This is a genomic window from Pseudomonas sp. REST10 (assembly GCF_029542605.1).
GTDB classification, from domain to species: domain Bacteria; phylum Pseudomonadota; class Gammaproteobacteria; order Pseudomonadales; family Pseudomonadaceae; genus Aquipseudomonas; species Aquipseudomonas khazarica.
Map to the genome: position 1 here is coordinate 3,265,881 of NZ_CP035677.1, position 25,876 is coordinate 3,291,756.

Below are 25,876 nucleotides of genomic sequence, written 5' to 3' on the forward strand. Positions count from 1 at the left end.
TTCAACCCAGCAGGCGCGCAAGGAACGGATGATCCTCACCGTTCCTTGCGCGAGTAGCGGCCAGGGTACGGATGGTCTCCACGGTTTCCACGCAGTGGCGAGCGTCCTCGATTCCATATCCATTGCCGTCGAGAATAGCTTGGTAGCTGACTGTGTGCAGGTCAGTGAAACCTTCGGAGAACTCAATCTCTACACCATCGCAGGTGATGGAGCGGTAAGTCGGCTTCTTGCCCTTTACCGCATCAGGCAGGTCGTTCGCATCGATGGAAAGGAACCAGCGAACGCGAGCATTTTCGTACTCCAGGTAGCCGGTAGCCTTGTAGTTATCGACGTAATGCACCACGTTGCGCTGTAGCGCGCCGAAGATGAAGTGCAACATGTCGAAGAAGTGGACGCCGATGTTCGTGGCAACGCCGAAGGATTTGCGTGGATCCCCCTTCCAGCTCTCCATGTACCAGTTGCCACGACTGGTGATGTATGTGAGCTCGACTTCGTGCTTGTGCGCCTTATCGCCAGCACCCACACGCTGCTTCAGATCGATGATCGCTTGGTGATGCCTGAGCTGCAGGATGTTGTAGAGACGCTTACCCGTCTCGCGCTCGACCAATGCCAGATCGTCGAGCAAATCGCTGGTCGGCACCAGTGGCTTTTCACAGATGACGTCGCAGCCGAGACGCAGACCCGCCGTGATGTGCGGATGATGCAAGTAATTCGGCGAGCAGATAGAAACGTAATCGAGAGTAGTCGACGGGTCACGCTTAAGGCGCGAAGCATAATCATGGAACCGCTCGAACTCGGTGAAGAACTCGCTTTGTGGCGAGATGCTGTCGATGATACCGACCGAGTCGTTAATATCATAAGCACAGACCAACTGGTTGCCAGTGTCTTTGATGGCACGCATATGGCGCGGAGCGATATAGCCGGCAGCACCGACCAGGGCGAATTTTTTCATGTTCGTGTCTCACAAGAATTAACGGGCGGTATGCACGTAACGCACACCAACCCGTCTTCCAGAATCAGGCCTTGATGATGTTCGGATGCGGGGCGCGATACCTACCCCGAGTGTCGACAATCAGGTTCGCGTTAGCCTTGATCAGCTCGTAATCGAAACGCTCATGATCGGTGGCCAGAACCACGGCATCGAAGCTGGCGATGTTCTCTGCGGTCAGAGGCTCGCTGCTCAGATCGAAATGATGCTCACGCATCTGGGGAAACGCAGGCACATGCGGATCGCTGTAAGCAACAACACCACCTTTTGCCTGAATGAGCTCCATGATCTCAACTGATGGAGACTCACGCATGTCGTCTACGTTCTTCTTGTAGGCGATGCCCAATATCAGAACCCGACTGCCCCGGAGAGCCTGCCCTTGATCGTTCAGACCATCCATCAGCTTGCCGAGGACATATTCGGGCATGGCCTGGTTTACTTCCCCAGACAGCTCGATGAAGCGGGTATGCAACCCATACTCACGCGCCTTCCAGGTCAGGTAGAACGGGTCGATTGGGATACAGTGCCCGCCCAGACCTGGCCCAGGATAGTACGGGGTAAATCCAAAGGGTTTGGTCGCAGCGGCATCGACCACCTCGAAGATATCGATACCCATACGGTCCGCGACCACTTTCATTTCATTGACCAGGCCGATATTCACGGCACGATGAATGTTTTCCAGCAACTTGGTCATTTCTGCAGCTTTTGTTGAGCTGACTGCTACGACCTGGTCGATCGCCTGTTCATAGAGGGCAACACCAACTTGCAGGCACGCAGACGTGTGACCACCAATCACCTTGGGAATGGTCCGTGTTTCAAAATCGGGATTGCCTGGATCCTCACGCTCTGGCGAGTAAACCAGAAAGATGCTCTCGCCGACTTTCAGGCCTGTAGATTCGACACGCGGCAGTAGCTCTTCTTCTGTGGTGCCTGGATAGGTGGTGCTTTCCAGCGAAACCACTTGCCCTGCGCGGAGGTAAGGTGTGATCGCATCCGTCGTATTGATCACGAAGCTCATGTCGGGTTCGCGATACTTGTTGAGCGGGGTCGGCACACAAAGAATCAATGCATCACATTCGCTGGCACGAGCGAAATCGCTGGTCGCCTCGAAACCGCTCGCACGTGCCTTCGATATATGTTTGCCAGAAATATGCTCAATATAGCTCTGACCAGCATTGAGCTTATCAACCTTGACCATATCGATATCAATGCCGAGAACGCGAAAACCGATGGCGTTATAACGCAGCATCAACGGCAAACCAACATAGCCGAGACCGACAATTCCTACCAATGCGTCTCGATTCTTAAATTTATCGATATACATCTGCAGCGAGTCAGCCTTCACCATTACACCCCATCAAAAACTTCACAGAACTACAATTATCAGACTCCTGTCAGCCACGTCGCAACGCAGCCACAGGATGTTATCAAAGCTCGCCATACACAACGTGCATCATTCAGCTCAAGCCAACGCTACCAGTCGGCATGAGTAGCGCCATTTATGGCATGTACTTGCACTCGAGCCTCATAGCACTCCTCGTTTACTCCCACGCTGACATTACAATGACCAATGCACTAGATCGAAGGCTTGCAAAAGCAAGCGGTCCCTTGAAGCAGCCAGCGAAAACAAGGGAGCGAGAATCAATACCATCAGCATGAACATGAGACTCGAGCAAAGCCTTGCTACCGAGCGTTTTCTATGACGGAGACAAGCGCTACGAGTAGCAGCATCATGATCAGCAACAGAGAGGTACCGCAAAGGTCAATCCCTTAACGACAGAAGCCTAGAGGGACTCGGCCCAGTAGCACGGGTTAGATTCAGCCTTTGCGGAAGCAATGTGGTCAGTAAGACTGGCCAACTAGGCAGCGATATGAAAACCCGCACATTTTCCCGGTTTTCTGTTATTTCGCAACCATGACAAAGGGATGACGCCGGCAAGCGGTTCAGCAGGCCCTGCGAACCAGGTCACTCGTCTTCGTTGACCCGATCCCGCAGCTCCTTGCCTGGCTTGAAATGCGGCACGAACTTGCCGTCCAGGCGCACCGACTGGCCGGTTTTCGGGTTGCGCCCTACGCGCGGGGCGCGGTAGTGCAGGGAGAAGCTGCCGAAGCCACGGATCTCGATGCGATCCCCTGTCGCCAGCGCCTGGGACATCTGCTCCAGCATGGTCTTGATGGCCAGCTCGACATCCTTGGAGGAGAGCTGACCCTGGTGAGTGACGATTCGTTCGATCAACTCCGACTTGGTCATGGTTTTCCCTTCTTTTTCAAGCGGCTAGAAGACTCGATGGATCGGTTTTAGCACGCTGGTCAGCTTTTGAACAGCCCAAAAAACAAGGTGTTAGCGCAATATCCGGATTGAGAGTTGATGACTCAGGCATAAGCACCGCATCAGGCACACATTCAGCGGGCGCGGCGAGCACCACCAGCCGCTGCATGGCAACGGACCGATGAGAGCTGCAGAAACGAAAAAGGGCGGCCCGAGGGCCGCCCTTTTCTTCGATGAATTACCTGAACTTAGTTCTGGTTTTCCATCTGAGCACGGATCAGATCACCAATGGTGGTCGGGCCGGTGCTTTCAGCGTCTTGCTTGCTGCGCAGTTCCTTCATCGCGTCCTTCTCGTCCTCGACGTCTTTCGACTTGATGGACAGGCTGATAACGCGGGACTTGCGGTCAACGCTGATGATCTTGGCTTCTACTTCGTCGCCTTCCTTCAGGACGTTGCGCGCGTCTTCAACGCGGTCACGGCTGATTTCGGAAGCTTTCAGAGTGGCTTCGATCTCGTTGCCCAGGTCGATGATGGCGCCCTTGGCATCCACTTCCTTCACAACGCCGCGGACGATGGTGCCCTTGTCGTTGAGGGAGACGTAGTTGCTGAACGGATCGTCTTCCAGCTGCTTGATGCCCAGGGAGATGCGCTCGCGCTCCGGGTCGACCGACAGGATGACGGTTTCCAGCTCGTCGCCCTTCTTGAAGCGACGCACGGCTTCTTCGCCGGCTTCGTTCCAGGAGATGTCGGACAGGTGAACCAGGCCGTCGATGCCGCCGTCCAGACCAATGAAGATACCGAAATCGGTGATCGACTTGATGGTGCCGGAGATCTTGTCACCCTTGTTGAACTGACCGGAGAAGTCCTCCCACGGGTTGGTCTTGCACTGCTTGATACCCAGGGAGATACGACGACGCTCTTCGTCGATGTCCAGAACCATGACTTCCACTTCGTCGCCGACGTTGACGACTTTCGACGGGTGGATGTTCTTGTTGGTCCAGTCCATTTCGGAAACGTGCACCAGACCTTCAACGCCTTCTTCCAGCTCAGCGAAGCAGCCGTAGTCGGTCAGGTTGGTGACGCGCGCCATGACGCGGGTGTTTTCCGGGTAACGGGCTTTGATGGCAACCCATGGGTCTTCGCCCAGTTGCTTCAGGCCCAGGGATACGCGGTTGCGCTCGCGGTCGTACTTCAGAACCTTGACGTCGATCTCGTCGCCAACGTTGACGATTTCGGACGGGTGCTTGATGCGCTTCCAGGCCATGTCGGTGATGTGCAGCAGACCATCTACGCCGCCCAGGTCAACGAACGCACCGTAGTCGGTGAGGTTCTTGACGATACCTTTGACCTGCTGGCCTTCCTGCAGGGATTCCAGCAGAGCTTCGCGCTCGGCGCTGTTCTCGGCTTCCAGGACACTGCGACGGGAAACGACAACGTTGTTGCGCTTCTGGTCCAGCTTGATGACCTTGAATTCCAGCTCTTTGCCTTCCAGGTGAGTGGTATCACGCACCGGACGGACGTCGACCAGGGAACCCGGCAGGAACGCGCGGATGCCGTTGACGTCAACGGTGAAGCCGCCTTTGACCTTACCGTTGATAACGCCCTTGACCACTTCTTCAGCGTTGAACGCAGCTTCCAGAACCAGCCAGGATTCAGCGCGCTTGGCTTTCTCGCGGGACAGCTTGGTTTCACCGAAGCCATCTTCAACCGCGTCCAGCGCAACGTGGACTTCGTCACCGACCTTGATGGTCAGCTCGCCTTGTTCGTTGAAGAACTGGTCGAGCGGGATGACGCCCTCGGACTTCAGGCCGGCGTGTACGGTAACCCAGTCACCGTCGATGTCGACCACGATACCGGTGATGATGGCACCCGGCTGCATGTCGAGGGATTTCAGGCTTTCTTCAAATAGTTCTGCAAAGCTTTCGCTCATGTTGATTCCTGTTGATCAAGGGCGGGGATTCGCCCAAACCACATTCCAGACCATGTGGGTTCGTTCATGTAAAAAGAGGCCTGCGGGACAAGGACTGGTCTCCCGCATGCCTCCTTGCGAGCTTTCCGACTTAGGACAGCCGGAGCTCTTACCCGGCGAGATCGCGCTCGGCGACCTCACGCAGAATTCGTTCTAGCACTTGCTCGATGGAAAGCTCGGTCGAATCCAGCAGGATTGCATCTGCGGCAGGCTTCAGCGGTGCCACTGCGCGCTGGGTATCGCGCTCATCGCGCGCCCGAATCTCATCGAGAAGACTCGCGAGATTAACATCATCGCCCTTGGTCTTCAACTGCAGGTAGCGGCGGCGAGCACGCTCCTCGGCGCTGGCCGTGAGGAAAACCTTCAGCGGCGCCTCGGTGAACACCACCGTTCCCATGTCGCGGCCATCGGCGACCAGGCCCGGCATTTCCTGGAACGCGCGCTGGCGCTGCAGCAGCGCTTCACGCACCGCCGGCAGCGAGGCGACCATGGAAGCGCCCGCCCCCACCTGTTCGTTGCGGATGGCGTCGGTGACTTCCTCGCCTTCGAGGATGATGCGCTTGTCGATGAACTGCACATCCAGATGCGCCGCCAGTTGCTTGAGCGCTTCCTCGTTGGTCAGGTCGATGCCGTGATTACCGGCGGCGAAGGCCAGCAGGCGATACAGGGCGCCGGAGTCGAGCAGGTTCCAGCCCAGCTGCTTGGCCAGCAGCGCGCAGAGCGTGCCCTTGCCCGAGCCGCTCGGCCCGTCGACGGTGATGACCGGGGCGCTCATGCCTTGCCCTCTTCTGCCACGTTGATGCCCACTTCGGCCGCCAGGGCGAGGAAGTTGGGGAAGGAGGTGGCGACGTTGGCGCAGTCGTGAATGCGGATCGGCGCGCTGGCACGCAGCGAGGCGACGCTGAAGGACATGGCGATGCGGTGGTCGCCATGCGCCCAGACCTCACCACCACCGATGGCGCCGCCTTCGATGACGATACCGTCCGGGGTCGGCTCGGCCTTGACGCCCAGCGCGACCAGACCATCGGCCATGACCTGGATACGGTCGGACTCCTTGACCCGCAGCTCTTCGGCGCCGCGCAGCACGGTGCGGCCTTCGGCGCAGGCAGCAGCCACGAACAGCACGGGGAACTCGTCGATGGCCAGCGGTACCAGGTCTTCCGGGATATCGATGCCCTTGAGCCTGGCCGCGCGCACACGGATGTCCGCAACCGGCTCGCCGCCGACTTCACGCTGGTTCTCCAGGGTGATGTCGCCGCCCATCAGCTTGAGGATGTCGATCACACCGGTACGGGTCGGGTTGATGCCCACATGCTCGAGCACCAGCTCGGAACCCTCGGCGATGCTGGCAGCGACCAGGAAGAAGGCTGCCGAGGAAATGTCGGCGGGCACCTCGATACGGGTCGCGCTGAGCTTGTGCCCGGACTCGACGCACGCCGTGGCACCCTCGACGCTGACGGGATAGCCGAAGCCGCGCAGCATACGCTCGGTGTGGTCGCGAGTAGGCGCCGGCTCGGTCACCGAGGTGCTGCCTGCGGCGTACAGGCCGGCCAGCAGCAGGCAGGATTTGACCTGAGCACTGGCCATCGGCATCTCGTACGCCATGCCGGTCAGACGCTGACCACCCTTGATGGTCAACGGCGGACGACCTTCCGGAGCGGTCTCGATCACCGCGCCCATTTCCCGCAGCGGCTTCGCCACGCGATTCATCGGACGCTTGGACAGCGAGGCATCGCCGGTCAGGGTGGTATCGAACGGCTGCGCGGCCAGCAGCCCCGAGAGCAGGCGCATGGAGGTACCGGAGTTACCCATGTACAGCGGGCCGGCCGGCGCCTTCAGGCCATTGAGCCCGACACCATGGATGGTCACGCGGCCATGATGCGGGCCTTCGATGACCACGCCCATGTCGCGAAACGCCTGCAGGGTAGCCAGGGCATCTTCACCCTCGAGGAAACCCTCGACCTCGGTCGTGCCTTCGGCCAGCGAACCCAGCATGATCGAACGATGCGAGATGGATTTGTCACCGGGTACGCGAATACGGCCGGCCAGCGAGCTACCGGGTTTTGCCAGGAAAATCAGATCGGTCGAGTGCATAGCGTCCACATAGGCCCTGCGGGCCAGAATTTTGCTGAAATGTTCGCGGGCCACACGGGCGCGGGTGAACACGCCCAGCAGTTGATGCCCATCCCCAGCGTCAACCGCGTCGCGCAGGGCGTCGAGGTCGTCGCGAAACGTGTCCAGCGTACGCAGCACGGCCTCGCGATTGGCGAGGAAGATATCGTGCCACATCACCGGATCACTGCCGGCGATCCGCGTGAAATCGCGGAAACCACCAGCGGCGTAACGGAAAATCTCCAGGTTCTCGCTGCGCTTGGCCAGCGAGTCGACCAGGGTGAAAGCCAGCAGATGCGGGAGATGACTGGTCGCGGCGAGCACCTGGTCATGATGCTCCACCTCCATCACCTCGACAGCCGCCCCCAGCTCGCGCCACAGGCTCTCGACCAGTGCCACGGCTGACTCATCGCTGTGCTCGCAAGGCGTGAGGATGACCTTGTGCCGGCGGAACAAGCCGGCGTTGGCAGCCTCCACCCCGCTCTGCTCGGAACCGGCGATAGGGTGCCCGGGCACCAGGCGCACGTGCTTGCCGGCGAAGGCCAGGCGCGCGGCACGCACGACATTGCCCTTGGCACTGCCGACATCGGTCAGCACTGCCGTGCCGAGATCGAGCTTCGCCAGCTCGGCGAGCAGCTTCTCCATGGCCAGGATAGGCACTGCCAGCTGGATGACATCGGCACCCTGACAGGCGGTGGCCAGGTCAGACTCGCAGCGATCGACCACCCCCAGCTGCACGGCCAGTCGCCGCGACTCGGCATCCAGGTCGACCCCCACCACTTCGCGACACAGGCCACGCTCACGCAGCCCCTTGGCGAAGGAGCCACCGATCAACCCGAGGCCCACCACCACGAGGCGGCCGATCTTAGGGGCATTCGATTGCACGGCCGTTACAGTCACGCCGAGAGCACCTTGGCCAACGCCTCGAGGAAGCGCGCATTCTCCCTCGGCAAACCGATGGAAACGCGCAGGAAGCTCGGCATACGGTAGCCCGCCATCGGTCGCACGATCACCCCTTCGCGCAGCAGCGCCTGGTTGATCGCAGCGGTGTCACGCCCGAAGTCGACGGCAATGAAGTTGCCCTTGGACGGAATCCAGCCGAGCCCCAGGGCGCGCAAGCCGTCTTCCAGCTGCTGCATGCCGGCGTCATTGAGACGACGGCTCTCGGCCAGGTAGTCGCTGTCGGCCAGGGCCGCGCAGGCGGCGGCCAGCGCCAGGCTGTTGACGTTGAACGGCTGCCGCACCCGGTTGAGCACGTCAGCGATGGCCGGCGAGCTGATCGCGTAGCCGACCCGCAGCGACGCCAGGCCATAGGCCTTGGAGAAGGTACGCGAGACCAGCAGATTGGGATAACGCGCCAGGTAGTCCAGACCATCCGGCAGCTCATCACCCTCGGCATACTCGATGTAGGCCTCGTCCAGCACCACCAGCACCGACTCCGGCACCTTGGCCAGGAAGGTTTCCAGCGCCTCGGGACCGAACCAGGTACCGGTCGGGTTGTTGGGGTTGGCGATGAACACGACGCGGGTGTCGTCGTCGATCGCGGCGAGCATCGCGTCCAGGTCGTGACCGTAGTCCCGGGCCGGCACGATCTTGCCCTGGGCACCGACAGCCTGGGTGGCGATGGGGTACACGGCGAAGGCGTAGTCGCTGAACACGGCATTGAGGCCCGGCGCCAGGTAGGCGCGAGCGACCAGCTCGAGGATGTCGTTGGAGCCATTGCCCAAGGTGACCTGCGCCGCATCGACAGCGTAGCGACTGGCCAGGGCAGCCTTGAGGGTGAAGCCGTTGCCATCCGGATAGCGGGTCAGCTCATCCAGTTCGGCACGAATCGCCGCCAGCACCTTGTCACTGGGGCCCAGCGGATTCTCGTTGCTGGCCAGCTTGACGATACCGGCCGGATCGAGCCCCAGCTCGCGAGCCAGCTCATCGACCGGTTTGCCTGGCACGTAGGGGGAAAGCTTCTGCACGCCCGGCTGGGCCAGGGTCAGGAAATCACAAGTCATAGCTGCAAGCCTCAAGCTCTAAGCCACAAGCCAGGAGCCAGAGCGCCGCTCACTTGCAGCCTGTGGCTCGCAGCTTGTGGCTGCAGTTTAAAGTACCGCCTTCGGATAGGAACCCAGCACCTTCAGCGCCACGGCCTCCTGAGCCAGTTTTTCCAGCACGTCCTTGATCAGCGGATCGCGATGGTGGCCGATGAAGTCGATGAAGAACACATAGGTCCACTTGCCGCTGCGCGACGGACGGGTCTCGATGCGGGTCAGGTCGATGCCGTTGTTGTGAAACGGCACCAGCAGCTCGTGCAAGGCACCCGGCTTGTTGCGCATGGAGACGATGATCGACGTCTTGTCGTCGCCGGTCGGCGGCACTTCCTGGCTGCCGATGATGAGGAAGCGCGTGGAGTTGTCCGGGCGATCCTCGATCTTCTCGGCCAGCTTGGTCAGGCCATACAGGTTGGCGGCCATGTCACCGGCGATGGCCGCGCTGTTCCACTCGCTCTTCACGCGCTTGGCCGCATCGGCATTGCTGGAAACCGCCACGCGCTCGACGTTGGGGTAATGCGCGTCCAGCCACTTGCGGCACTGCGCCAGCGACTGGGCATGGGAATAGATACGGGTGATCTTGTCGGTCTTGGTGGTCTCGCCCACCAGCAGGTGGTGGTGAATGCGCAGCTCCACCTCACCGCAGATGACCATGTCGTGCTCGAGGAAGCTGTCCAGCGTGTGGTTGATCGCCCCTTCGGTGGAGTTCTCCACCGGCACCACGCCGAAGTTCACCGCGCCGGCGGCGACCTCACGGAACACCTCGTCGATGGCGGCCATCGGCACGCTGACCACCGCGTGACCGAAGTGCTTCATCGCCGCCGCCTGGCTGAAGGTGCCTTCCGGGCCGAGGTAAGCGACTTTCAGCGGGTTCTCCAGGGCCAGGCAGGAGGACATGATTTCGCGGAACAGCCGCGCCATTTCCTCGTTGCCCAACGGCCCCTGGTTGCGTTCCATCACGCGCTTGAGCACCTGGGCTTCACGCTCGGGACGGTAGAAGACGGGCGACTCGCCCTCCTTCAGCTCCTTCATCTTCACCCGCGCGACTTCTTCGGCGCAGCGCGCACGGTCGCTGATCAGCTCGAGGATGCGCTCGTCGAGGTTGTCGATGCGAACCCGCAGCGCCTGCAGTTCCTGCTCGGACATGTCAGCCATGCTCCTTCTCGAACTCGACCATGTAGGCCACCAGCGCCTCGACCGCATCCAGGCCGACGGCGTTGTAGATGGAGGCGCGCATGCCACCCACCGAGCGGTGCCCCTTGAGGTTGAGCAGGCCACGCTCGTCGGCGCCGGCCAGGAACACCTTGTCCAGCTTCTCGTCGGCCAGACGGAACGGCACGTTCATCCAGGAGCGCGCATTGTGCGCGACCGGGTTGCTGTAGAAGTCGCTGTCGTCGATGGTCTTGTACAGCAGGTCTTTCTTGGCGCGGTTGATGCGCTCCATGGCCTCGACGCCGCCCTGCTCCTTCAGCCACTGGAACACCAGGCCGGAGAGGTACCAGGAATAGGTCGCCGGGGTGTTGTACATCGAGCCGTTGTCCGCCGAGACCTTGTAGTCGAGCATGGTCGGGCAGCTCGAACGAGCGCGGCCGAGCAGGTCTTCGCGGACGATCACCACCACCAGGCCGCTGGGGCCGATGTTCTTCTGCGCACCGGCGTAGATCAGACCGAACTGCGAGACATCCAGCGGACGCGAGAGGATGTCCGAGGACATGTCCGCCACCAGGGGCGTGTCGCCCACCTGCGGAATCCAGTCGAACTGCAGGCCGCCGATGGTTTCGTTGCTGCAGTAATGCACGTAGGCGGCATCTTTCGACAGCTGCCAGTCGTTCTGCCCGGGAATGGCGAAATAGTCGTGCGCCTTGGCGCTGGCGGCGACATTGATGGCGCCATAGCGACGCGCCTCTTCGATGGCCTTCTTCGACCAGATACCGGTCTCGACGTAATCCGCCACGCCGTCTTCCGGCAGCAGGTTCAGCGGGATCTCGGCGAACTGCTGGCTGGCACCGCCCTGCAGGAACAGCACCTTGTAATCACTGGGCACAGCGAGCAGATCGCGCAGGTCCTGTTCGGCCTGGCTGGCGATGGTCACGTACTCGTCGCTACGGTGACTCATCTCCATGACCGACAGGCCCTTGCCCTGCCAGTCGAGCATTTCGGCCTGGGCACGTTGCAGTACAGCGGTCGGCAGCGCGGCTGGGCCGGCGCAGAAGTTAAAAGCTCGCTTGCTCACTTCTCTTCTCTCAATTCATTTCGATGGGTTCACCCCATCCTATGACCTGAACCCGCGATCTGTGGGAGGGGCTTCAGCGGCGACAGTCGCGGCTGAAGCCCCTCCCACGAGGCGCGTATTTATTCCTCGCTGCCTTCCTCGGCGTCGGTGACTGGTGCCTCGGAGCCCTCTTCGGCGACCTCGACGCCCTCCTCACCTTCGAGCAATTCGTCATCCTCGACCGGCGTCGGCTCCTGCACACGCTCCAGACCGACCAGGGTTTCATCCTTGGCCAGCTTGATCAGCGTCACGCCCTGAGTGTTACGACCCGAGCTGGAGACTTCGTCGACGCGGGTACGCACCAGCGTGCCCTGGTCGGAGATGAGCATGATTTCCTCGCCGTCCTGCACCTGGATGGCACCGACCAGCTTGCCGTTGCGCTCGCTGGTCACCATGCCGATGACGCCCTGGCCACCACGACCGCGACGCGGGAACTTGCCCAGGCCGGTGCGCTTGCCGAAGCCGCGCTCGGATGCCGTGAGGATCTGCGCACCGGACTCGGGAATGAGCATGGAGATCAGCTCCTGATCCTTGCCCAGGCGCATGCCACGTACACCGCGCGCAGTACGACCCATGGTGCGCACCTTGCTTTCGGCGAAACGCAGCACCTTGCCAGCGTCGGAGAACAGCATGACTTCCTTGGCGCCATCGGTGATCGCGGCGGCGATCAGGGTGTCCCCCTCTTCCAGGCGCAGTGCGATCAGGCCGGCGCTGCGCGGACGGCTGAACTGCACCAGCGGCGTCTTCTTCACGGTACCGAAGGCGGTGGCCATGAAGATGTAGGCGCCTGTCGGCTCGGCGACCAGCTCGGGGGTTTCGCCCTCGACTTCCTCGACTTCCTCGACCTCGGCGACTTCGACGGCTTCGCCTTCGATCACCACGCCTTCTTCGTCCAGGTCCTCGTCGGCACCGGCGCTCTGCTGCAGGGCCTCGAGGTCGATCTGCAGCATGGCGGTGATGCGCTCACCCTCGTCCAGCGGCAGCAGGTTGACCAGCGGGCGGCCGCGCGCGGTGCGCGACGCCTCGGGGATCTCGAACGTGCGCAGCCAGTACACCTTGCCCTTGCTGGAGAACAGCAGCAGGGTGGCATGGCTGTTGGCGACCAGCAGGTGCTCGACGTAGTCCTCGTCCTTCACCCCGGTGGCCGACTTGCCCTTGCCGCCACGGCGCTGGGCCTCGTAGGCCGCCAGCGGCTGGCTCTTGGCATAACCGCCGTGGGAGATGGTGACGACGCGCTCTTCCTCGGTGATCAGGTCGGCGATGGTCAGGTCCTGACGCGAGGCGATGATCTCGGTACGACGGGCGTCACCGAACTCGGCCTTGACCTTCTCCAGCTCCTCGCGGATGACTTCCATCAGACGCTCGGGGCTGGTCAGGATACGGATCAGCTCACCGATCAGGGCGAGGATTTCCTGGTACTCGGCCAGCAGCTTCTCGTGCTCCAGGCCGGTCAGGCGGTGCAGACGCAGTTCCAGAATGGCTTGCGCCTGTTCCGGCGACAGGTAGTACTTGCCGTCACGCAGACCGTATTGCTCGTCCAGCCCTTCCGGGCGGCAGGAGTCGGCGCCGGCGCGCTCGACCATGGCTTCCACCGCGCTGGATTCCCAGGCCGTGGCAAGCAGACGCTCCTTGGCCTCGGCCGGCGTCGGCGAGGCCTTGATCAGCTCGATCACCGGGTCGATGTTGGACAGCGCCACGGCCTGGCCTTCGAGGATGTGGCCACGTTCGCGGGCCTTGCGCAGCTCGTAGACGGTGCGGCGGGTCACCACCTCACGGCGGTGACGAACGAACACCTCGAGCATTTCCTTGAGGTTCAGGGTCTTCGGCTGACCATCGACCAGCGCCACCACGTTGATACCGAACACGCTCTGCATCTGAGTCTGGGCGTAGAGGTTGTTCAGCACCACGTCCGGCACTTCGCCACGACGCAGCTCGATCACCACGCGCATGCCGTCCTTGTCGGACTCGTCACGCAGCTCGGTGATGCCTTCGATCTTCTTCTCTTTGACCAGCTCGGCGATCTTCTCGATCAGACGCGCCTTGTTCAGCTGGTACGGCAGCTCGGTGACCACCAGCTGCTGGCGGTTGCCGGACTTGTCGATATCCTCGACCTCGACGCGGGCACGGATGTAGATGCGCCCGCGACCGGTACGGTAGGCCTCGATGATCCCGGCACGGCCGTTGATGATGCCGGCGGTGGGGAAGTCCGGGCCGGGGATGTACTGCATCAGGTCATCGACGGTCAGCTCGGCGTTGTCGATCAGCGCCAGGCAGCCATCGATCACCTCGGTGAGGTTGTGCGGCGGGATGTTGGTGGCCATGCCCACGGCGATACCCGACGAGCCGTTGACCAGCAGGTTCGGCACCTTGGTCGGCATCACCGCCGGAATCTGCTCGGTGCCGTCGTAGTTCGGCACCCAGTCCACGGTTTCCTTGTCCAGGTCGGCCAGCAGCTCGTGGGCCAGCTTGGTCATGCGCACTTCGGTGTAACGCATGGCGGCGGCGTTGTCGCCGTCCACCGAACCGAAGTTGCCCTGACCGTCGACCAGCAGGTAACGCAGGGAGAAGTCCTGCGCCATCCGCACGATGGTGTCGTACACCGCGGTGTCGCCGTGCGGGTGGTATTTACCGATCACGTCACCGACCACACGGGCGGATTTCTTGTAGGGCTTGTTCCAGTCGTTGCCCAGTTCGCTCATGGCGTACAGCACACGACGGTGGACGGGCTTCAAGCCATCGCGCGCATCCGGCAGCGCACGCCCGACGATCACGCTCATCGCGTAGTCGAGGTAGGACTGTTTCAGCTCGTCTTCGATATTGACCGGGAGGATTTCTTTGGCCAGTTCGCCCATGAGAAGCCTGGTTCCTTTTTCTGGTGAAACTCCGCGTCATTCTTCCTGAACGCCATGGAGCACGTCGCGATAGCTTCGAGCCATCAGCGACTCACGACAAATCAACGAGTTATGTCACGATTCGATGCAGTGAAGGCGGCTGTGACCAGCCCCCCTGAAAACTGCCGGAGATTACCACAAAGCGTGCCGCACACCTACCCCGCGACAGGGAGTGCGCGGCGCACTCAGTGCAGGCGCTTGCGGCACATCAGTTGCGCCATCTTCGCGCTGTCCGGACGCTCGACCACGCCCTTTTCGGTCACGATGTAGTCGACCAGGTCAGCTGGCGTCACGTCGAACACCGGATTGACCGCATGCACATCCGCCGCCATCCGGTGCCCGGCAACATCCAGCAGCTCACGCCCATCGCGCTCCTCGAGCAGGATGTCCTCGCCGCTTTCCAGGTTCATGTCGATGGTCGAACTGGGCGCTACCACCATCAGCCGCACGCCATGGTGCATGGCATTGACCGCCAGCTGATAGGTCCCGATCTTGTTGGCCACGTCGCCGTTGGCAGTGATGCGATCGGCGCCGACTATCACCCAGGTGATGCCCTTGGTCTTCATCAGGTGCGCGGCCGCCGCATCGGCGTTGAGGCTGACCGGCACGCCGTCGCCGGCCAGCTCCCAGGCGGTCAGGCGCGCGCCCTGCAACCAGGGACGGGTCTCGTCGACATAGACATGCTCGACCAGCCCTTCCAGGTGCGCAGCGCGGATCACCCCGAGCGCGGTACCAAAACCGCCGGTGGCCAGCGCCCCGGCATTGCAATGGGTCAGCAGCACCTGCGGATTGCCCTGGTGCTTGCGAATCAGCTCCATGCCGAGCTGCGCCATGGTCAGGTTGGCCTCACGGTCACTGGCGTGAATGCCGATCGCCTCGGCCTCCAGCTGCTGCAGCGCCTGTTCGTCATCCTTGAGCCGCGCCAGGCGCTCGCGCATGCGCTGCAGGGCCCAGGACAGGTTCACCGCAGTAGGACGCGCCTGCTCCAGACGAGCGAAGTCCGCCTCCAGCGCATCGCGCCAGTCACCGCCCGCCTGCAGCCTGGCGCGCGCCGCCAGCACCAGGCCATAGGCCGCCGCGATCCCGATCGCCGGCGCACCGCGCACCACCATGTCGCGAATCGCATCCGCCACTGCTGCCGCGGAGTCGTAGCGCAACCAGGTCTGCCGATGCGGCAACAGGCGCTGGTCGAGCAGATAAAGCGCACCATCGCGCCACTCGATCGCCTGGACCTTCTCCACCGCCAGCAATTGCTCGCGCATCGCGCACCCCACCCTTAACCATCAAAAAATCGCGGATTATACGCAGAGAAGCAGGCGCCAACCGAACAATCCAGCAGCCCCGGCGACTTCAAGCAACGCGCGTTCATCTATACACTGGCGGCCTTCCATGCAGCCTTCAAGCCAGACGGACACGCTCCCATGCCCCAAGCTCCTCTCGACCTTCTGCTCCTGCCGACCTGGCTGGTGCCCGTGGAGCCGGCTGGTGTGGTGCTGCGCGAGCATGGCCTGGGCATTCGCGACGGGCACATCGTGCTGATCGCCCCGCGCGCCGAGGCCCTGCGCCATCCCGCCAGCGAGGTGCGCGAACTGCCGGACTGCCTGCTCGCCCCCGGCCTGATCAACGCCCACGGCCATGCGGCGATGACCCTGCTGCGTGGCATCGCCGACGACCTGCCGCTGATGACCTGGCTGCACGAGCATATCTGGCCGGCCGAGGGCAAATGGGTCGACGAGGCCTTCGTCCGCGACGGCACCGACCTGGCCATCGCCGAACAGATCAAGGGCGGCATCAGCTGCTTCTCCGACATGTACTTCTACCCGCAGACGGCCGTCGAGTGCGTGCACAAGGCAGGCGTACGCGCGCAGATCACCGTCCCCGTGCTGGACTTCCCCGTCCCCGGCGCACTCAACGCCGCCGAGGCGCTGCGCAAGGGCCTGCAACTGTTCGACGACCTCAAGCAGCACCCGCGCATCCGCATCGCCTTCGGCCCGCACGCGCCCTACACGGTCAGCGACGACAAGCTCGAACAGGTGCGCATGCTGGCCGACGAGCTGGATGCCGGCATTCACATGCACGTGCATGAAACCGCGCAGGAAGTGGCCGAGGCCGTCGCCAAGCACGGCGAGCGCCCCCTGGCCCGCCTGGCCCGCCTGGGCCTGCTCGGCCCGCGCTTCCAGGCCGTGCACATGACCCAGATCGACGACGACGACCTGGCCCTGCTGGTCGAGCACAACTGCAGCATCGTCCATTGCCCGGAGTCCAACCTCAAGCTGGCCAGCGGCTTCTGCCCGGTCGAGCGCCTGTGGCAGGCCGGCGTCAACGTCGCCATCGGCACCGACGGCGCCGCCAGCAACAACGACCTGGACCTGCTCGGCGAAACGCGCACCGCCGCCCTGCTGGCCAAGGCCGTATCGGGCTCGGCCACGGCCCTGAACGCCCACAGCGCACTGCGCATGGCCACGCTCAACGGCGCCCGCGCCCTCGGCCTGGACACCCAGGTCGGCTCGCTGGAAACCGGCAAGCTGGCCGACCTCGTCGCCTTCGACCTCTCCGGCCTGGCCCAGCAACCGGTCTACGATCCGGTATCGCAGCTTGTCTACGCCAGCGCTCGCGACTGCGTGAAACACCTCTGGGTGGGCGGCAAGCAATTGCTGGACGAGGGCCGTCTGACCCGCATGGACGAGCGCGAACTGATCGCCAGAGCCAGGGACTGGGGCAGGAAAATCGGCAGAGGCTCGCCCGAACCTGCGACAAACTGACATACATTGAACGAACCCGCGCCGCCCCACGCCAGGACTTAAACTGGCAACATGACGGCGATACGCTTTCCATGCTTTGAAAGAGATGCTTATGAGCAACGTCGACCGCGCCGAAATCGCCAAATTCGAGGCCCTGGCACACCGCTGGTGGGACCGCGAGAGCGAGTTCAAACCCCTGCACGACATCAACCCGCTGCGGGTCAACTGGATCGATGAACGCGTCAGCCTGGCCGGCAAGCGCGTACTGGACGTCGGTTGCGGCGGCGGCATCCTCAGCGAGGCCATGGCCCAGCGCGGCGCGAAGGTCACCGGCATCGACATGGGCGAAGCCCCGCTCTCCGTCGCCCAGTTGCACCAGCTGGAGTCCGGCGTCGAGGTCGAATACCGGCAGATCACCGCCGAAGCCATGGCCGAGGAAATGCCCGGCCAGTTCGACGTGGTCACCTGCCTGGAGATGCTCGAGCACGTACCGGATCCCTCCTCCGTGATCCGCGCCTGCCACAAGCTGGTCAAGCCGGGCGGCCAGGTGTTCTTCTCCACCATCAACCGCAACCCCAAGGCCTACCTGTTCGCCGTCATCGGCGCCGAGTACATCCTGCGCCTGCTGCCACGCAGCACCCACGACTTCAAGAAGTTCATCCGCCCCTCCGAGCTCGGCGCCTGGAGCCGCGCGGCGGGCCTCGAGGTCAAGGACATCATCGGCCTGACCTACAACCCGCTGACCAAGCACTACAAGCTGGAAGCGGATGTCGACGTCAACTACATGATCCAGACGCTGAGGAAAGACTGATGCGTTTGCGCGCAGTTCTGTTCGACATGGACGGCACCCTCCTCGATTCGGCGCCGGACTTCATCGCCATCACCCAGGCCATGCGCGCCGCTCGTGGCCTGCCGCCACTGGCGGACAAGGCCATTCGTGACCAGGTTTCCGGCGGTGCTCGCGCCATGGTCGCCTGCGCCTTCGACGAGGACCCGGATTCCGCGGCCTTCGAGACCCTGCGCCAGGAGTTTCTCGAGCGCTACCAGGAACACTGCGCGGTCCTGACGCGCCCGTTCGACGGCATCGAAGCACTGCTCGGCGACATCGAGCTGGCGCGCCTGCAGTGGGGCGTCGCCACCAACAAGCCGGTGCGCTACGCCGAGCCGATCATGCAGCGCCTGAATCTCGCCGAGCGCTCGGCGGTGCTGGTCTGCCCGGATCACGTCAAGCAGAGCAAGCCGGCCCCGGACATGCTGCTGCTCGCCTGCCAGCAGATGAACGTCAAGCCCGAGGAAGTGCTGTTCATCGGCGATGACGCCCGCGACATCGAGTCGGGTCGCGCCGCCGGCTGCCGTACCGCCGCCGTGACCTACGGCTATATCCACCCCGAAGACAACCCGCGCAACTGGGGGGCCGACGTCGTGGTCGACCACCCGCAGGAACTGCGCGCGGTGCTCGACCGCGCCCTGTGCGGCTGCTGACGCAGCCGCCGCTCGCGCCACACCAGGCATGCTGCCTGCCCCCGTCTTTCGCTTTATCTTGAGACTTGCAGCCCGAGGCTTGCAGCTCGCCGAAGGAGATTGTTCATGTTCGATTACAGCGCCCGCCCAGACCTGCTCAAGGATCGCGTCATCCTGATCACCGGCGCCGGCCGGGGTATCGGTGCCGCCGCCGCCAAGAGCTTCGCGGCCCACGGCGCGACCGTGCTGCTGCTGGGCAAGACCGAGGCCAACCTGAGCCAGGTCTATGACGAGATCGAGGCGGCCGGTCACCCGCAGCCGGTGGTGATCCCCTTCAACCTGGAAACCGCCCTGCCGCACCAGTACGACGAGCTGGCGGTGATGATCGAGAACGAGTTCGGGCGCCTCGACGGCCTGCTGCACAACGCCTCGGTCCTCGGCCCGCGCACGCCGCTGGAACAACTCTCCGGCGACAACTTCATGCGCGTGATGCACATCAACGTCAACGCCATGTTCATGCTCAGCAGCACCCTGCTGCCCCTGCTCAAGCTGTCGCAGGACGCCTCCGTCGCCTTCACCTCCAGCAGCGTCGGCCGCAAGGGGCGCGCCTACTGGGGCGCCTACGCGGTCTCCAAATTCGCCACCGAAGGGCTGATGCAGGTGATGGCCGACGAACTGGACGGTATCAGCAACGTGCGCGCCAACAGCATCAACCCCGGCGCTACGCGCACCGCCATGCGTGCCCAGGCCTATCCGGGGGAAAATCCGGCCACCCGCCCGCTGCCCGAGGACATCATGCCGCTGTACCTCTACCTGATGGGGCCGGACAGCCAAGGGGTCAACGGTCAGGCCTTCGACGCCCAGTGACCCGCCCACTGCGGGCCGCAGGCACCTGCGGCCCGCCACATGACAGAAATCTGCCACCACCCTGCCCTGGCGGCAGCACATTGCCAGCATCGGCGTCAGACAACCGGCAAACGCTTGCCACGTGACATTTTTTCAACCAGCTAAGTGACTGACTTCACAGGAGTTTCAGCTCACTTGAACCACTTGGCATGATATTCGCTCTAACCCTCTCGTCGCACCATCGCGCCAGAGGTTCTGCTCCATGGTCCCCCCCAGCCGTTCCAACACCATCGATTTCGACGCGGCCAAGCTGCAGCGTCTCGGCTTCGCCGGCAATCGCAACCTGCCGCTCAAGCCCGCCAGCCTTGTGGAGCTGTACCATCAGCTGAGCCTGCAACTGCAGACCAGCCTGGATGCGGAGCGCATCCTCAACCTGTTCTTCCGCGAAGTGCAGCGCTTGGTGCCACTCGACGCCCTGGCCTTCCAGCACCCGTCGCAGGACCTGCGCCTGGAACTGGGGGAACGCGCGCCGCACTCGGCCGGCTATCGCCTGAGTCATGAAGGGGAATACCTGGGCGAACTGATCTTCAGGCGCAAGCAGCGCTTCTCCGAAGAGGAACTGGTGCAACTGGAGGCGCTGCTGGCTTGCCTGCTGTTCCCACTGCGCAATGCCCTGCTCTACCGCACGGCCCTGCAGAGCGCGCTGCGCGACCCGCTGACCGACACCGGCAACCGCATCGCCATGGACCAGGTGCTGCAGCGCGAGGTGGATCTGGCCCGCCGCAACCTGCAGCCGCTGTCCCTGCTGATGCTGGACATCGACCACTTCAAGTCGATCAACGACAACCATGGCCACGCACTGGGCGACGAAGTGCTCAAGGCCGTGGCCCAGACCCTGAAGAACCAGCTGCGCAACATCGACATGGTGTTTCGCTTCGGCGGCGAGGAATTCCTGGTCGTGCTCTCGGGCACCAGTCGCGAAGGCGCAGCCCTGGTCGGCGAACGCCTGCGCTTCGCGGTGATGGAGCTGCAATGCCTGGACGCCGGTCGCCCCATCGACGTGTCGATCAGCCTTGGCTGTGCCTGCCTGCTGCCCGGCGAGTCGAGTGAAAGCCTGCTGCGCCGCGCCGACAACGCCCTCTACGTGGCCAAGCGCGAAGGACGCAACCGCCTGTCGATGGCAGGCTGAAAGCGCGCCACGCCGGCAATGAAAAAGGGACTCCATGGAGTCCCTTTTTTCATCACTCAGCGCTTGCGGCCGAAGCCTGGGCGCTGACCATCGCCAGTGGGCGAACGCTTGTCCGGCCCTGCCGGGCGCGGCTTGCGGGCGGGGCGATCGGCGAGTTCGACCGCCGGGCGCGGCTGGCGCTTCTTGGTATCGCCCGGACGCTCGGCGACCGGCGTACCACGCCCACCCTCACGGCGTTCATCGGCACCCTTGCGCGGCGCACGCCCCGGACGGGCCTCGCCAGCGGCTTCGTCCTTGGCCGGACGCAGCACGCGCTTGCCGCGCACATCCACCGGTTTGGCCGACTTGCGCTGCAGGCGGTCGAGCTTCTCGCGGGTCTTTTCCTTCATCGCCGGCAACGCCTGCGGGGTGAGCCCGACTTCGGCGCTGAGGATGTCGACCTCGCGCTGATCCATCTCGCGCCAGCGCCCCATGGTCAGGTTGGAGGTCAGGAATACCGGGCCGAAGCGCACGCGCTTCAGACGGCTGACCACCAGCCCCTGGGATTCCCACAGACGGCGCACCTCGCGGTTGCGGCCTTCCATCACCACGCAGTGGTACCAGTGGTTGAAGCCTTCACCGCCAGGCGCTTCCTTGATGTCGGTGAACTTGGCCGGACCGTCCTCGAGCATGACGCCCTTCTTCAGGTTCTCGAGCATTTCCTCGGTCACCTCGCCGCGTACCCGCACCGCGTATTCGCGGTCCATCTGGTAGGACGGGTGCATCAGGCGGTTGGCCAGCTCACCGTCGGTGGTGAACAGCAGCAGGCCGGTGGTGTTGATGTCGAGGCGACCGATGTTGATCCAGCGGCCTTCCTTCGGTCGCGGCAAGCGGTCGAAGACGGTCGGACGGCCTTCCGGATCGTCGCGGGTGCAGATCTCGCCATCGGGCTTGTTGTAGATCAGCACGCGGCGTACCGAGCCGGCGATCTCTTCGCGCTTGAGCAGGCGCCCATCGAGCGCGATGGCGTCGTGACTGTCGACGCGCTGGCCGAGGGTCGCGGCAACGCCATTGACCTTGACGCGGCCTTCGCCGATCCAGGTCTCGATCTCACGACGTGAGGCCAGCCCCATGCGGGCCAGGACTTTCTGCAGTTTCTCGCCTGCAGGGCGTGGTTGTTCGTGTTCGTTCATCTGGGCACCTCCCGGTGTGACAAGGGTAGAAACGGGCGCGAATCATACGCGTGTGGGCTCCTGAAGCCTAGCAGGCCAGGCGCAAGTGGGGAAAATCGCTAAAAATTCCCACCCAGCGGGAACCTGATTTCACTAGACGAAAAAAATCATCAAGGATGCCGAGCATGAACTATTCGAACCCCACCGACCGCCTGCTGCAGATTCTCGTCACCCTGGGCCGCTCGCCACAGGCGCTGTCGGCCAAGGAACTGTCGGCCAGCCTGGGCCAGCCGCTGAGCAGCACCTACCGGCACCTCAACACCCTGCTGCGCTGGGGTCTGGCCGAAGACCAGGGCCACGGCCGCTACCTGCCGGGACCGGCCTGCCTGCTGCTGGCCAAGCGCTTCGACCGCGACTCGACCCTGGTCAGCCTGGCCAAGCCCGAGCTGCGGCGCCTGGCCGAGCTGAGCAAGGAAAGCGTCGGGCTGATGCTGCCGAGCAACGGCCAGGTGATCTGCGTGGAGCTGATCGACAGCCCGCAGCCGCTGCGCTGCTGCTACCAGAAAGGCCTGGCCCAGCCGCTGCTGCACGGCGCCTCGGCCAAGACCCTGCTGGCCCACCTGGAGTCCAGCGAGCTCGAGGCGCTGCTGACCCAGCAGGGGCTGGACGCCAGTCAACACGCAGCGCTGCGCGAAGAGCTGGAGCAGATTCGCGCCTGCGGCTACAGCACCAGCCTGGGCGAGATCGACGAGGGCGTGTGGGGCGTGAGCGCCGCCCTGCTCGACAGCCGTGGCCGCCTGCACGGCGCGCTGAGCCTGATGGGCCCGGCCAGCCGCGTGCAGGCGCGCGCAGAGCAGCTGCAACGCTGGACCCTGGAGAGCGCCGCGCGAGTCAGCGCGCGCCTGGACTGAGACGAGAGAGAACGAGCCCCATGCACGCACACCTGGACATGACCCCCTGGCAAGGCCGCATCGACGCCGGCGAAGGCAGCGGCGCCCGGCGCTGGCACCAGTGGGTACAGCCACTGGACCACGCGCCGCAGCCCCCAGGCGTGGCCCTACTGGGCTTCGCCTGCGACGAGGGCGTGCAGCGCAACCAGGGTCGCCCCGGTGCCTGCGAAGGCCCGCTGGCCCTGCGCCGGGCCCTGGCCAATCTCGCCTGGCACGCGCCCCACGCCCTCTACGATGCCGGTGACGTGCGCTGCGAGGATGCCGACCTGGAGCAGGCCCAGCAACGCTTTGCCGCCGATATCCGCCACCTGCTCGACGCCGGCCACCTGCCGCTGGGCCTCGGCGGCGGCCATGAGATCGCCTTCGCCAGCTACAGCGGCCTGGCCGATCACCTGGCCGAGCACGCCCCCGAGGCACGCATCGGCATCCTCAACTTCGATGCCCATTTCGACCTGCGCCACGCCGAGCGGGCCTCCTCGGGCACGCCGTTTCGCCAGATCGCCGAGCGCTGCGCGCGCCAGGGCCGGCCTTTCCACTACTGCTGCCTGGGCGTCAGCCGGCCCAACAACACCGCCGCGCTGTTCGCCGAGGCCGAGCGCCTCGAGGTGCGTTACCTGCTCGACCACCAGATGCACGCCGGCAACCAGGCACAAATCGAGCAGACCCTGGAACTCTTTCTCGGCGAGATCGACCAGCTCTACCTGACCCTGTGCCTGGACGTGCTGCCCGCCGCCCAGGCGCCCGGCGTCAGCGCCCCGTCCGCGCATGGCGTGGAGCTGGCGCTGGTGGAGCGCCTGCTGCGCCTGGTCACGGCCAGCGGCAAGCTGCGCCTGGCCGACATCGCCGAACTCAACCCGCGTCTGGACATCGACGCCCATACCGCTCGCTGCGCCGCACGCCTGGCCGCCTGCCTGCTCGAGTGACCCCTGCCACCGCCCACCCCTAGAGAACAATGACAATGATGACTCTGAACCTCGACGCCCTGACCACCACGGCGCTCGCCTTGCTGCTGCTCGGCGGCGGCGTGCTGCTCAAGCGCCACAGCCGCGTGCTGACCTTCCTCTGCGTACCGGCACCGGTGGTCGCCGGTTTCGGCTTCGCCCTGGTGATCTGGCTGCTGCGCAAGCTCGGCGTGCTCGAACTGACCCTCGACACCGCCCTGCAAGGCCCGCTGATGGTGGCCTTCTTCACCACCGTCGGCCTCGGCGGCAGCCTCGGCCTGCTGCGCCACGGCGGCAGGACGCTGTTCATCTACCTCGGCGCCTGCTGGGCGCTGGCCATCCTGCAGAACCTGGTCGGCGTCGGCGCCGCCGGGCTGTTCAACCTCGACCCGCTGCTGGGCCTGATGGCCGGCGCGGTGTCGCTCGAAGGCGGCTTCGGTGCGGCGGCGGCATTCGGCCCGGTGGCCGAAGGGCTCGGCGCCCAGGGCGCGGCCACCGCGGCGCTGGCTGCGGCCACCTTCGGCATGGTCGCTGGCGGCCTGCTCGGCACACCGGTGGCGCGCTGGCTGATCAGCCGCCACCAGCTGCGCCTGGACAGCCACAACAGCGCCGAGCTGAGCCAGCTCGAACGCGCCAGCCAGGGCAGCGTGGGCACGCTCGACAGCGCCACCCTGCTGCGTCTGCTGACCTGCATCCTGGTGATCATGGTGCTGGGTTTCTGGCTCGGCGGCGCGCTCGATGCGCACCTGGGCGTGGTCCTGCCGAGCTACGTCGGCGCCATGTTCGTGGCCATCATCGTGCGCAACCTGAATGACCGCATGCGCCTGCTGGAACTGCCCGACAGCGCCATCAGCACCCTGGGCGACGTCAGCCTCGGGCTGTTCCTGACCATGGCGATGATGAGCCTGAAATTCTGGGAGCTGGAACAACTCGGCCTGCCGCTGCTGGGCGTGCTGCTGATCCAGGTGGTGATCATGCTGCTACTGACCGTGTTCGTGCTGTTCCGCCTGCTCGGCCGCGACTACGACGCCGCCGTGCTCTGCGCCGGCTTCATGGGCCACGGCCTGGGCGCCACGCCCAACGCGGTGGCGAACATGGGCGCGGTCTGCGAGCACTACAAGGTGTTTTCCTACAAGGCGTTCATCATCGTGCCGCTGTGCGGCGCCGTGCTGATCGATATCGTCGCGCTGCCGGCGATCACCTGGTTCATCAACGCCTTCGCCGGTTGATACAGCGGGCGGCGGACCTCAGTCGTCCGCCGCTGGCCGTGGCTCGGGCTCGTCGACTTCCAGCGCCTCGGGCTCGGGTTCGGACTCCGGCTCGGGCAAGTCGTCGAAATCGGTCTTGAGCCCCAGCTCCATGGTGTCGAGTTCGGCCAGCAGGCTGCGGAAACTGGTTTCCTCCCGCGGCTCGGCGGCCTCGCCCTCCTCCTGCAGCGCCAGATCGGCGCGCGCCTGCAGCCCTTCCGGCACTTCCGCCTCGTCATCCAGCGCCAGTTGCGGCTCGGGTTCCAGCTCCCGCAGCGCGGCCAGCGGCGGCAGTTCGTCGAGGCTCCTGAGGTTGAAGTGATCGAGAAAGCCCTTGGTGGTGGCGAACATGGCCGGCCGCCCCGGGACGTCGCGATAGCCCACCACGCGAATCCACTCGCGCTCGAGCAGGGTCTTGGTGATGTTGCTGTTGACCGCCACGCCGCGCACATCCTCGATCTCGCCACGGGTGATCGGCTGCCGATAGGCGATCAGCGCCAGGGTTTCCAGCAGCGCGCGCGAGTAGCGCTGCGGCCGCTCCTCCCACAGCCGTCCGACCCAGGGGGCGAAGCGCTCACGCACTTGCAGGCGGTAGCCCGAAGCGACTTCCTTCAACTCGAATGCACGCCCCTCGCAGCTGCGCGCCAGGATGCTCAGGGCCTCGCGAAAGACGCCGCTGTCCGGACGCTCGTGCTCCTCGAACAGCTCGAACAGGCGCTCCAGGGACATGGGCTTGCCCGCCGCCAGGAGCAGGCCTTCGAGCACGGTGGCAAGCTGGTGCGGATCGGACAGCGTCATGATCTGGC

21 protein-coding genes are annotated in these 25,876 nt (G+C 64.0%); 8 read left to right on the top strand and 13 right to left on the bottom strand.

The features are described from left to right. Nucleotide 1: 1 nt before the first annotated feature. The 11 genes from EWH21_RS15460 to mtnA form a co-directional block, all read right to left on the bottom strand. Nucleotides 2-952 carry a Gfo/Idh/MocA family oxidoreductase gene (locus EWH21_RS15460; protein WP_277698766.1) on the bottom strand — a complete coding sequence of 317 codons (951 nt, stop codon included), beginning with the start codon at nt 950-952 and terminating at the stop codon, nt 2-4. 64 nt (nt 953-1,016) lie between these two features. Further along, nucleotides 1,017-2,336: a UDP-N-acetyl-D-glucosamine 6-dehydrogenase gene (wbpA, locus tag EWH21_RS15465; protein WP_277698767.1), complete on the bottom strand. Its 1,320-nt coding sequence runs from the start codon at nt 2,334-2,336 to the stop codon at nt 1,017-1,019. 618 nt (nt 2,337-2,954) lie between these two features. Then, nucleotides 2,955-3,239: an integration host factor subunit beta gene (gene ihfB / locus EWH21_RS15470; RefSeq protein ID WP_003243558.1), complete on the bottom strand. Its 285-nt coding sequence runs from the start codon at nt 3,237-3,239 to the stop codon at nt 2,955-2,957. A 266-nt stretch (nt 3,240-3,505) separates the two neighbouring features. Further along, on the bottom strand, nt 3,506-5,188 hold the full coding sequence (gene rpsA, locus EWH21_RS15475) for a 30S ribosomal protein S1 (RefSeq protein ID WP_047588966.1): 1,683 nt from the start codon (nt 5,186-5,188) through the stop codon (nt 3,506-3,508). A gap of 148 nt (nt 5,189-5,336) precedes the next feature. Beyond that, nucleotides 5,337-6,002: a (d)CMP kinase gene (cmk, locus tag EWH21_RS15480; protein ID WP_277698768.1), complete on the bottom strand. Its 666-nt coding sequence runs from the start codon at nt 6,000-6,002 to the stop codon at nt 5,337-5,339. Further along, nucleotides 5,999-8,239 (bottom strand): bifunctional prephenate dehydrogenase/3-phosphoshikimate 1-carboxyvinyltransferase, encoded by a 2,241-nt coding sequence (locus tag EWH21_RS15485; RefSeq protein WP_134678180.1) that lies wholly within the window; start codon nt 8,237-8,239, stop codon nt 5,999-6,001. The genes cmk and EWH21_RS15485 overlap by 4 nt, the downstream gene beginning before the upstream one ends. After that, nucleotides 8,236-9,345, bottom strand: a complete 1,110-nt coding sequence (hisC, locus tag EWH21_RS15490) for a histidinol-phosphate transaminase (RefSeq protein ID WP_277698769.1) — start codon at nt 9,343-9,345, stop codon at nt 8,236-8,238. The genes EWH21_RS15485 and hisC overlap by 4 nt, the downstream gene beginning before the upstream one ends. A gap of 87 nt (nt 9,346-9,432) precedes the next feature. Continuing rightward, nucleotides 9,433-10,536, bottom strand: a complete 1,104-nt coding sequence (gene pheA, locus EWH21_RS15495) for a prephenate dehydratase (protein WP_172979143.1) — start codon at nt 10,534-10,536, stop codon at nt 9,433-9,435. Beyond that, on the bottom strand, nt 10,529-11,614 hold the full coding sequence (gene serC, locus EWH21_RS15500) for a 3-phosphoserine/phosphohydroxythreonine transaminase (RefSeq protein WP_277698770.1): 1,086 nt from the start codon (nt 11,612-11,614) through the stop codon (nt 10,529-10,531). Before serC ends, pheA begins: the two co-directional genes overlap by 8 nt. Before the next feature lie 119 nt (nt 11,615-11,733). After that, nucleotides 11,734-14,505, bottom strand: a complete 2,772-nt coding sequence (gyrA, locus tag EWH21_RS15505; RefSeq protein ID WP_277698771.1) for a DNA gyrase subunit A — start codon at nt 14,503-14,505, stop codon at nt 11,734-11,736. A gap of 224 nt (nt 14,506-14,729) precedes the next feature. Further along, nucleotides 14,730-15,806, bottom strand: a complete 1,077-nt coding sequence (mtnA, locus tag EWH21_RS15510) for an S-methyl-5-thioribose-1-phosphate isomerase (RefSeq protein WP_277698772.1) — start codon at nt 15,804-15,806, stop codon at nt 14,730-14,732. Nucleotides 15,807-15,965: 159 nt separating this feature from the next. Between mtnA and EWH21_RS15515 the strand changes: the two genes are divergently transcribed. The 5 genes from EWH21_RS15515 (at nt 15,966) to EWH21_RS15535 (ending at nt 20,781) form a co-directional block, all read left to right on the top strand. After that, nucleotides 15,966-17,306: a TRZ/ATZ family hydrolase gene (locus EWH21_RS15515; RefSeq protein ID WP_277698773.1), complete on the top strand. Its 1,341-nt coding sequence runs from the start codon at nt 15,966-15,968 to the stop codon at nt 17,304-17,306. 91 nt (nt 17,307-17,397) lie between these two features. Beyond that, nucleotides 17,398-18,096: a bifunctional 2-polyprenyl-6-hydroxyphenol methylase/3-demethylubiquinol 3-O-methyltransferase UbiG gene (gene ubiG / locus EWH21_RS15520; RefSeq protein ID WP_277698774.1), complete on the top strand. Its 699-nt coding sequence runs from the start codon at nt 17,398-17,400 to the stop codon at nt 18,094-18,096. After that, the gene (gene mupP, locus EWH21_RS15525; protein WP_037054143.1) at nt 18,096-18,767 is read left to right on the top strand and encodes an N-acetylmuramic acid 6-phosphate phosphatase MupP; all 672 of its coding nucleotides are present in this window, start codon (nt 18,096-18,098) and stop codon (nt 18,765-18,767) included. Before ubiG ends, mupP begins: the two co-directional genes overlap by 1 nt. A 105-nt stretch (nt 18,768-18,872) precedes the next feature. After that, entirely contained in the window at nt 18,873-19,613 is a 741-nt protein-coding gene (locus EWH21_RS15530) for a YciK family oxidoreductase (protein WP_179553972.1), read from the top strand. A 241-nt stretch (nt 19,614-19,854) separates the two neighbouring features. After that, complete coding sequence (locus EWH21_RS15535; protein WP_150609223.1) at nt 19,855-20,781, top strand: GGDEF domain-containing protein; 927 nt, start codon at nt 19,855-19,857, stop codon at nt 20,779-20,781. 56 nt (nt 20,782-20,837) lie between these two features. Here EWH21_RS15535 and rluB read toward each other — a convergent pair whose 3' ends face one another. After that, nucleotides 20,838-21,953 (bottom strand): 23S rRNA pseudouridine(2605) synthase RluB, encoded by a 1,116-nt coding sequence (gene rluB, locus EWH21_RS15540; protein WP_152488478.1) that lies wholly within the window; start codon nt 21,951-21,953, stop codon nt 20,838-20,840. A 164-nt stretch (nt 21,954-22,117) separates the two neighbouring features. On the opposite strand from rluB, the gene EWH21_RS15545 reads away from it, so the two are divergent. The 3 genes from EWH21_RS15545 to gltS are packed head-to-tail and all read left to right on the top strand — an operon-like array spanning nt 22,118 to nt 25,052. After that, nucleotides 22,118-22,843 carry an IclR family transcriptional regulator gene (locus tag EWH21_RS15545; RefSeq protein WP_047588944.1) on the top strand — a complete coding sequence of 242 codons (726 nt, stop codon included), beginning with the start codon at nt 22,118-22,120 and terminating at the stop codon, nt 22,841-22,843. 20 nt (nt 22,844-22,863) lie between these two features. Beyond that, nucleotides 22,864-23,805: a formimidoylglutamase gene (hutG, locus tag EWH21_RS15550; protein ID WP_277698775.1), complete on the top strand. Its 942-nt coding sequence runs from the start codon at nt 22,864-22,866 to the stop codon at nt 23,803-23,805. Between the two features lie 35 nt (nt 23,806-23,840). Continuing rightward, complete coding sequence (gene gltS, locus EWH21_RS15555; protein WP_277698776.1) at nt 23,841-25,052, top strand: sodium/glutamate symporter; 1,212 nt, start codon at nt 23,841-23,843, stop codon at nt 25,050-25,052. 18 nt (nt 25,053-25,070) lie between these two features. On the opposite strand, the gene scpB is transcribed toward gltS, so the two are convergent. Continuing rightward, nucleotides 25,071-25,868 (bottom strand): SMC-Scp complex subunit ScpB, encoded by a 798-nt coding sequence (gene scpB / locus EWH21_RS15560; RefSeq protein WP_277698777.1) that lies wholly within the window; start codon nt 25,866-25,868, stop codon nt 25,071-25,073. Between the last annotated feature and the right edge of the window lie 8 nt (nt 25,869-25,876).

What these genes read in the sequence shown, in the direction of transcription:
- EWH21_RS15460 (WP_277698766.1), bottom strand. Translation starts at nt 952, where the DNA reads ATGAAAAAATTCGCCCTGGTCGGTGCTGCCGGCTATATCGCTCCGCGC.
- wbpA (WP_277698767.1), bottom strand. Translation starts at nt 2,336, where the DNA reads ATGGTGAAGGCTGACTCGCTGCAGATGTATATCGATAAATTTAAGAAT.
- ihfB (WP_003243558.1), bottom strand. Translation starts at nt 3,239, where the DNA reads ATGACCAAGTCGGAGTTGATCGAACGAATCGTCACTCACCAGGGTCAG.
- rpsA (WP_047588966.1), bottom strand. Translation starts at nt 5,188, where the DNA reads ATGAGCGAAAGCTTTGCAGAACTATTTGAAGAAAGCCTGAAATCCCTC.
- cmk (WP_277698768.1), bottom strand. Translation starts at nt 6,002, where the DNA reads ATGAGCGCCCCGGTCATCACCGTCGACGGGCCGAGCGGCTCGGGCAAG.
- hisC (WP_277698769.1), bottom strand. Translation starts at nt 9,345, where the DNA reads ATGACTTGTGATTTCCTGACCCTGGCCCAGCCGGGCGTGCAGAAGCTT.
- pheA (WP_172979143.1), bottom strand. Translation starts at nt 10,536, where the DNA reads ATGGCTGACATGTCCGAGCAGGAACTGCAGGCGCTGCGGGTTCGCATC.
- gyrA (WP_277698771.1), bottom strand. Translation starts at nt 14,505, where the DNA reads ATGGGCGAACTGGCCAAAGAAATCCTCCCGGTCAATATCGAAGACGAG.
- mtnA (WP_277698772.1), bottom strand. Translation starts at nt 15,806, where the DNA reads ATGCGCGAGCAATTGCTGGCGGTGGAGAAGGTCCAGGCGATCGAGTGG.
- EWH21_RS15515 (WP_277698773.1), top strand. Translation starts at nt 15,966, where the DNA reads ATGCCCCAAGCTCCTCTCGACCTTCTGCTCCTGCCGACCTGGCTGGTG.
- ubiG (WP_277698774.1), top strand. Translation starts at nt 17,398, where the DNA reads ATGAGCAACGTCGACCGCGCCGAAATCGCCAAATTCGAGGCCCTGGCA.
- mupP (WP_037054143.1), top strand. Translation starts at nt 18,096, where the DNA reads ATGCGTTTGCGCGCAGTTCTGTTCGACATGGACGGCACCCTCCTCGAT.
- EWH21_RS15530 (WP_179553972.1), top strand. Translation starts at nt 18,873, where the DNA reads ATGTTCGATTACAGCGCCCGCCCAGACCTGCTCAAGGATCGCGTCATC.
- EWH21_RS15535 (WP_150609223.1), top strand. Translation starts at nt 19,855, where the DNA reads ATGGTCCCCCCCAGCCGTTCCAACACCATCGATTTCGACGCGGCCAAG.
- rluB (WP_152488478.1), bottom strand. Translation starts at nt 21,953, where the DNA reads ATGAACGAACACGAACAACCACGCCCTGCAGGCGAGAAACTGCAGAAA.
- EWH21_RS15545 (WP_047588944.1), top strand. Translation starts at nt 22,118, where the DNA reads ATGAACTATTCGAACCCCACCGACCGCCTGCTGCAGATTCTCGTCACC.
- hutG (WP_277698775.1), top strand. Translation starts at nt 22,864, where the DNA reads ATGCACGCACACCTGGACATGACCCCCTGGCAAGGCCGCATCGACGCC.
- gltS (WP_277698776.1), top strand. Translation starts at nt 23,841, where the DNA reads ATGATGACTCTGAACCTCGACGCCCTGACCACCACGGCGCTCGCCTTG.
- scpB (WP_277698777.1), bottom strand. Translation starts at nt 25,868, where the DNA reads ATGACGCTGTCCGATCCGCACCAGCTTGCCACCGTGCTCGAAGGCCTG.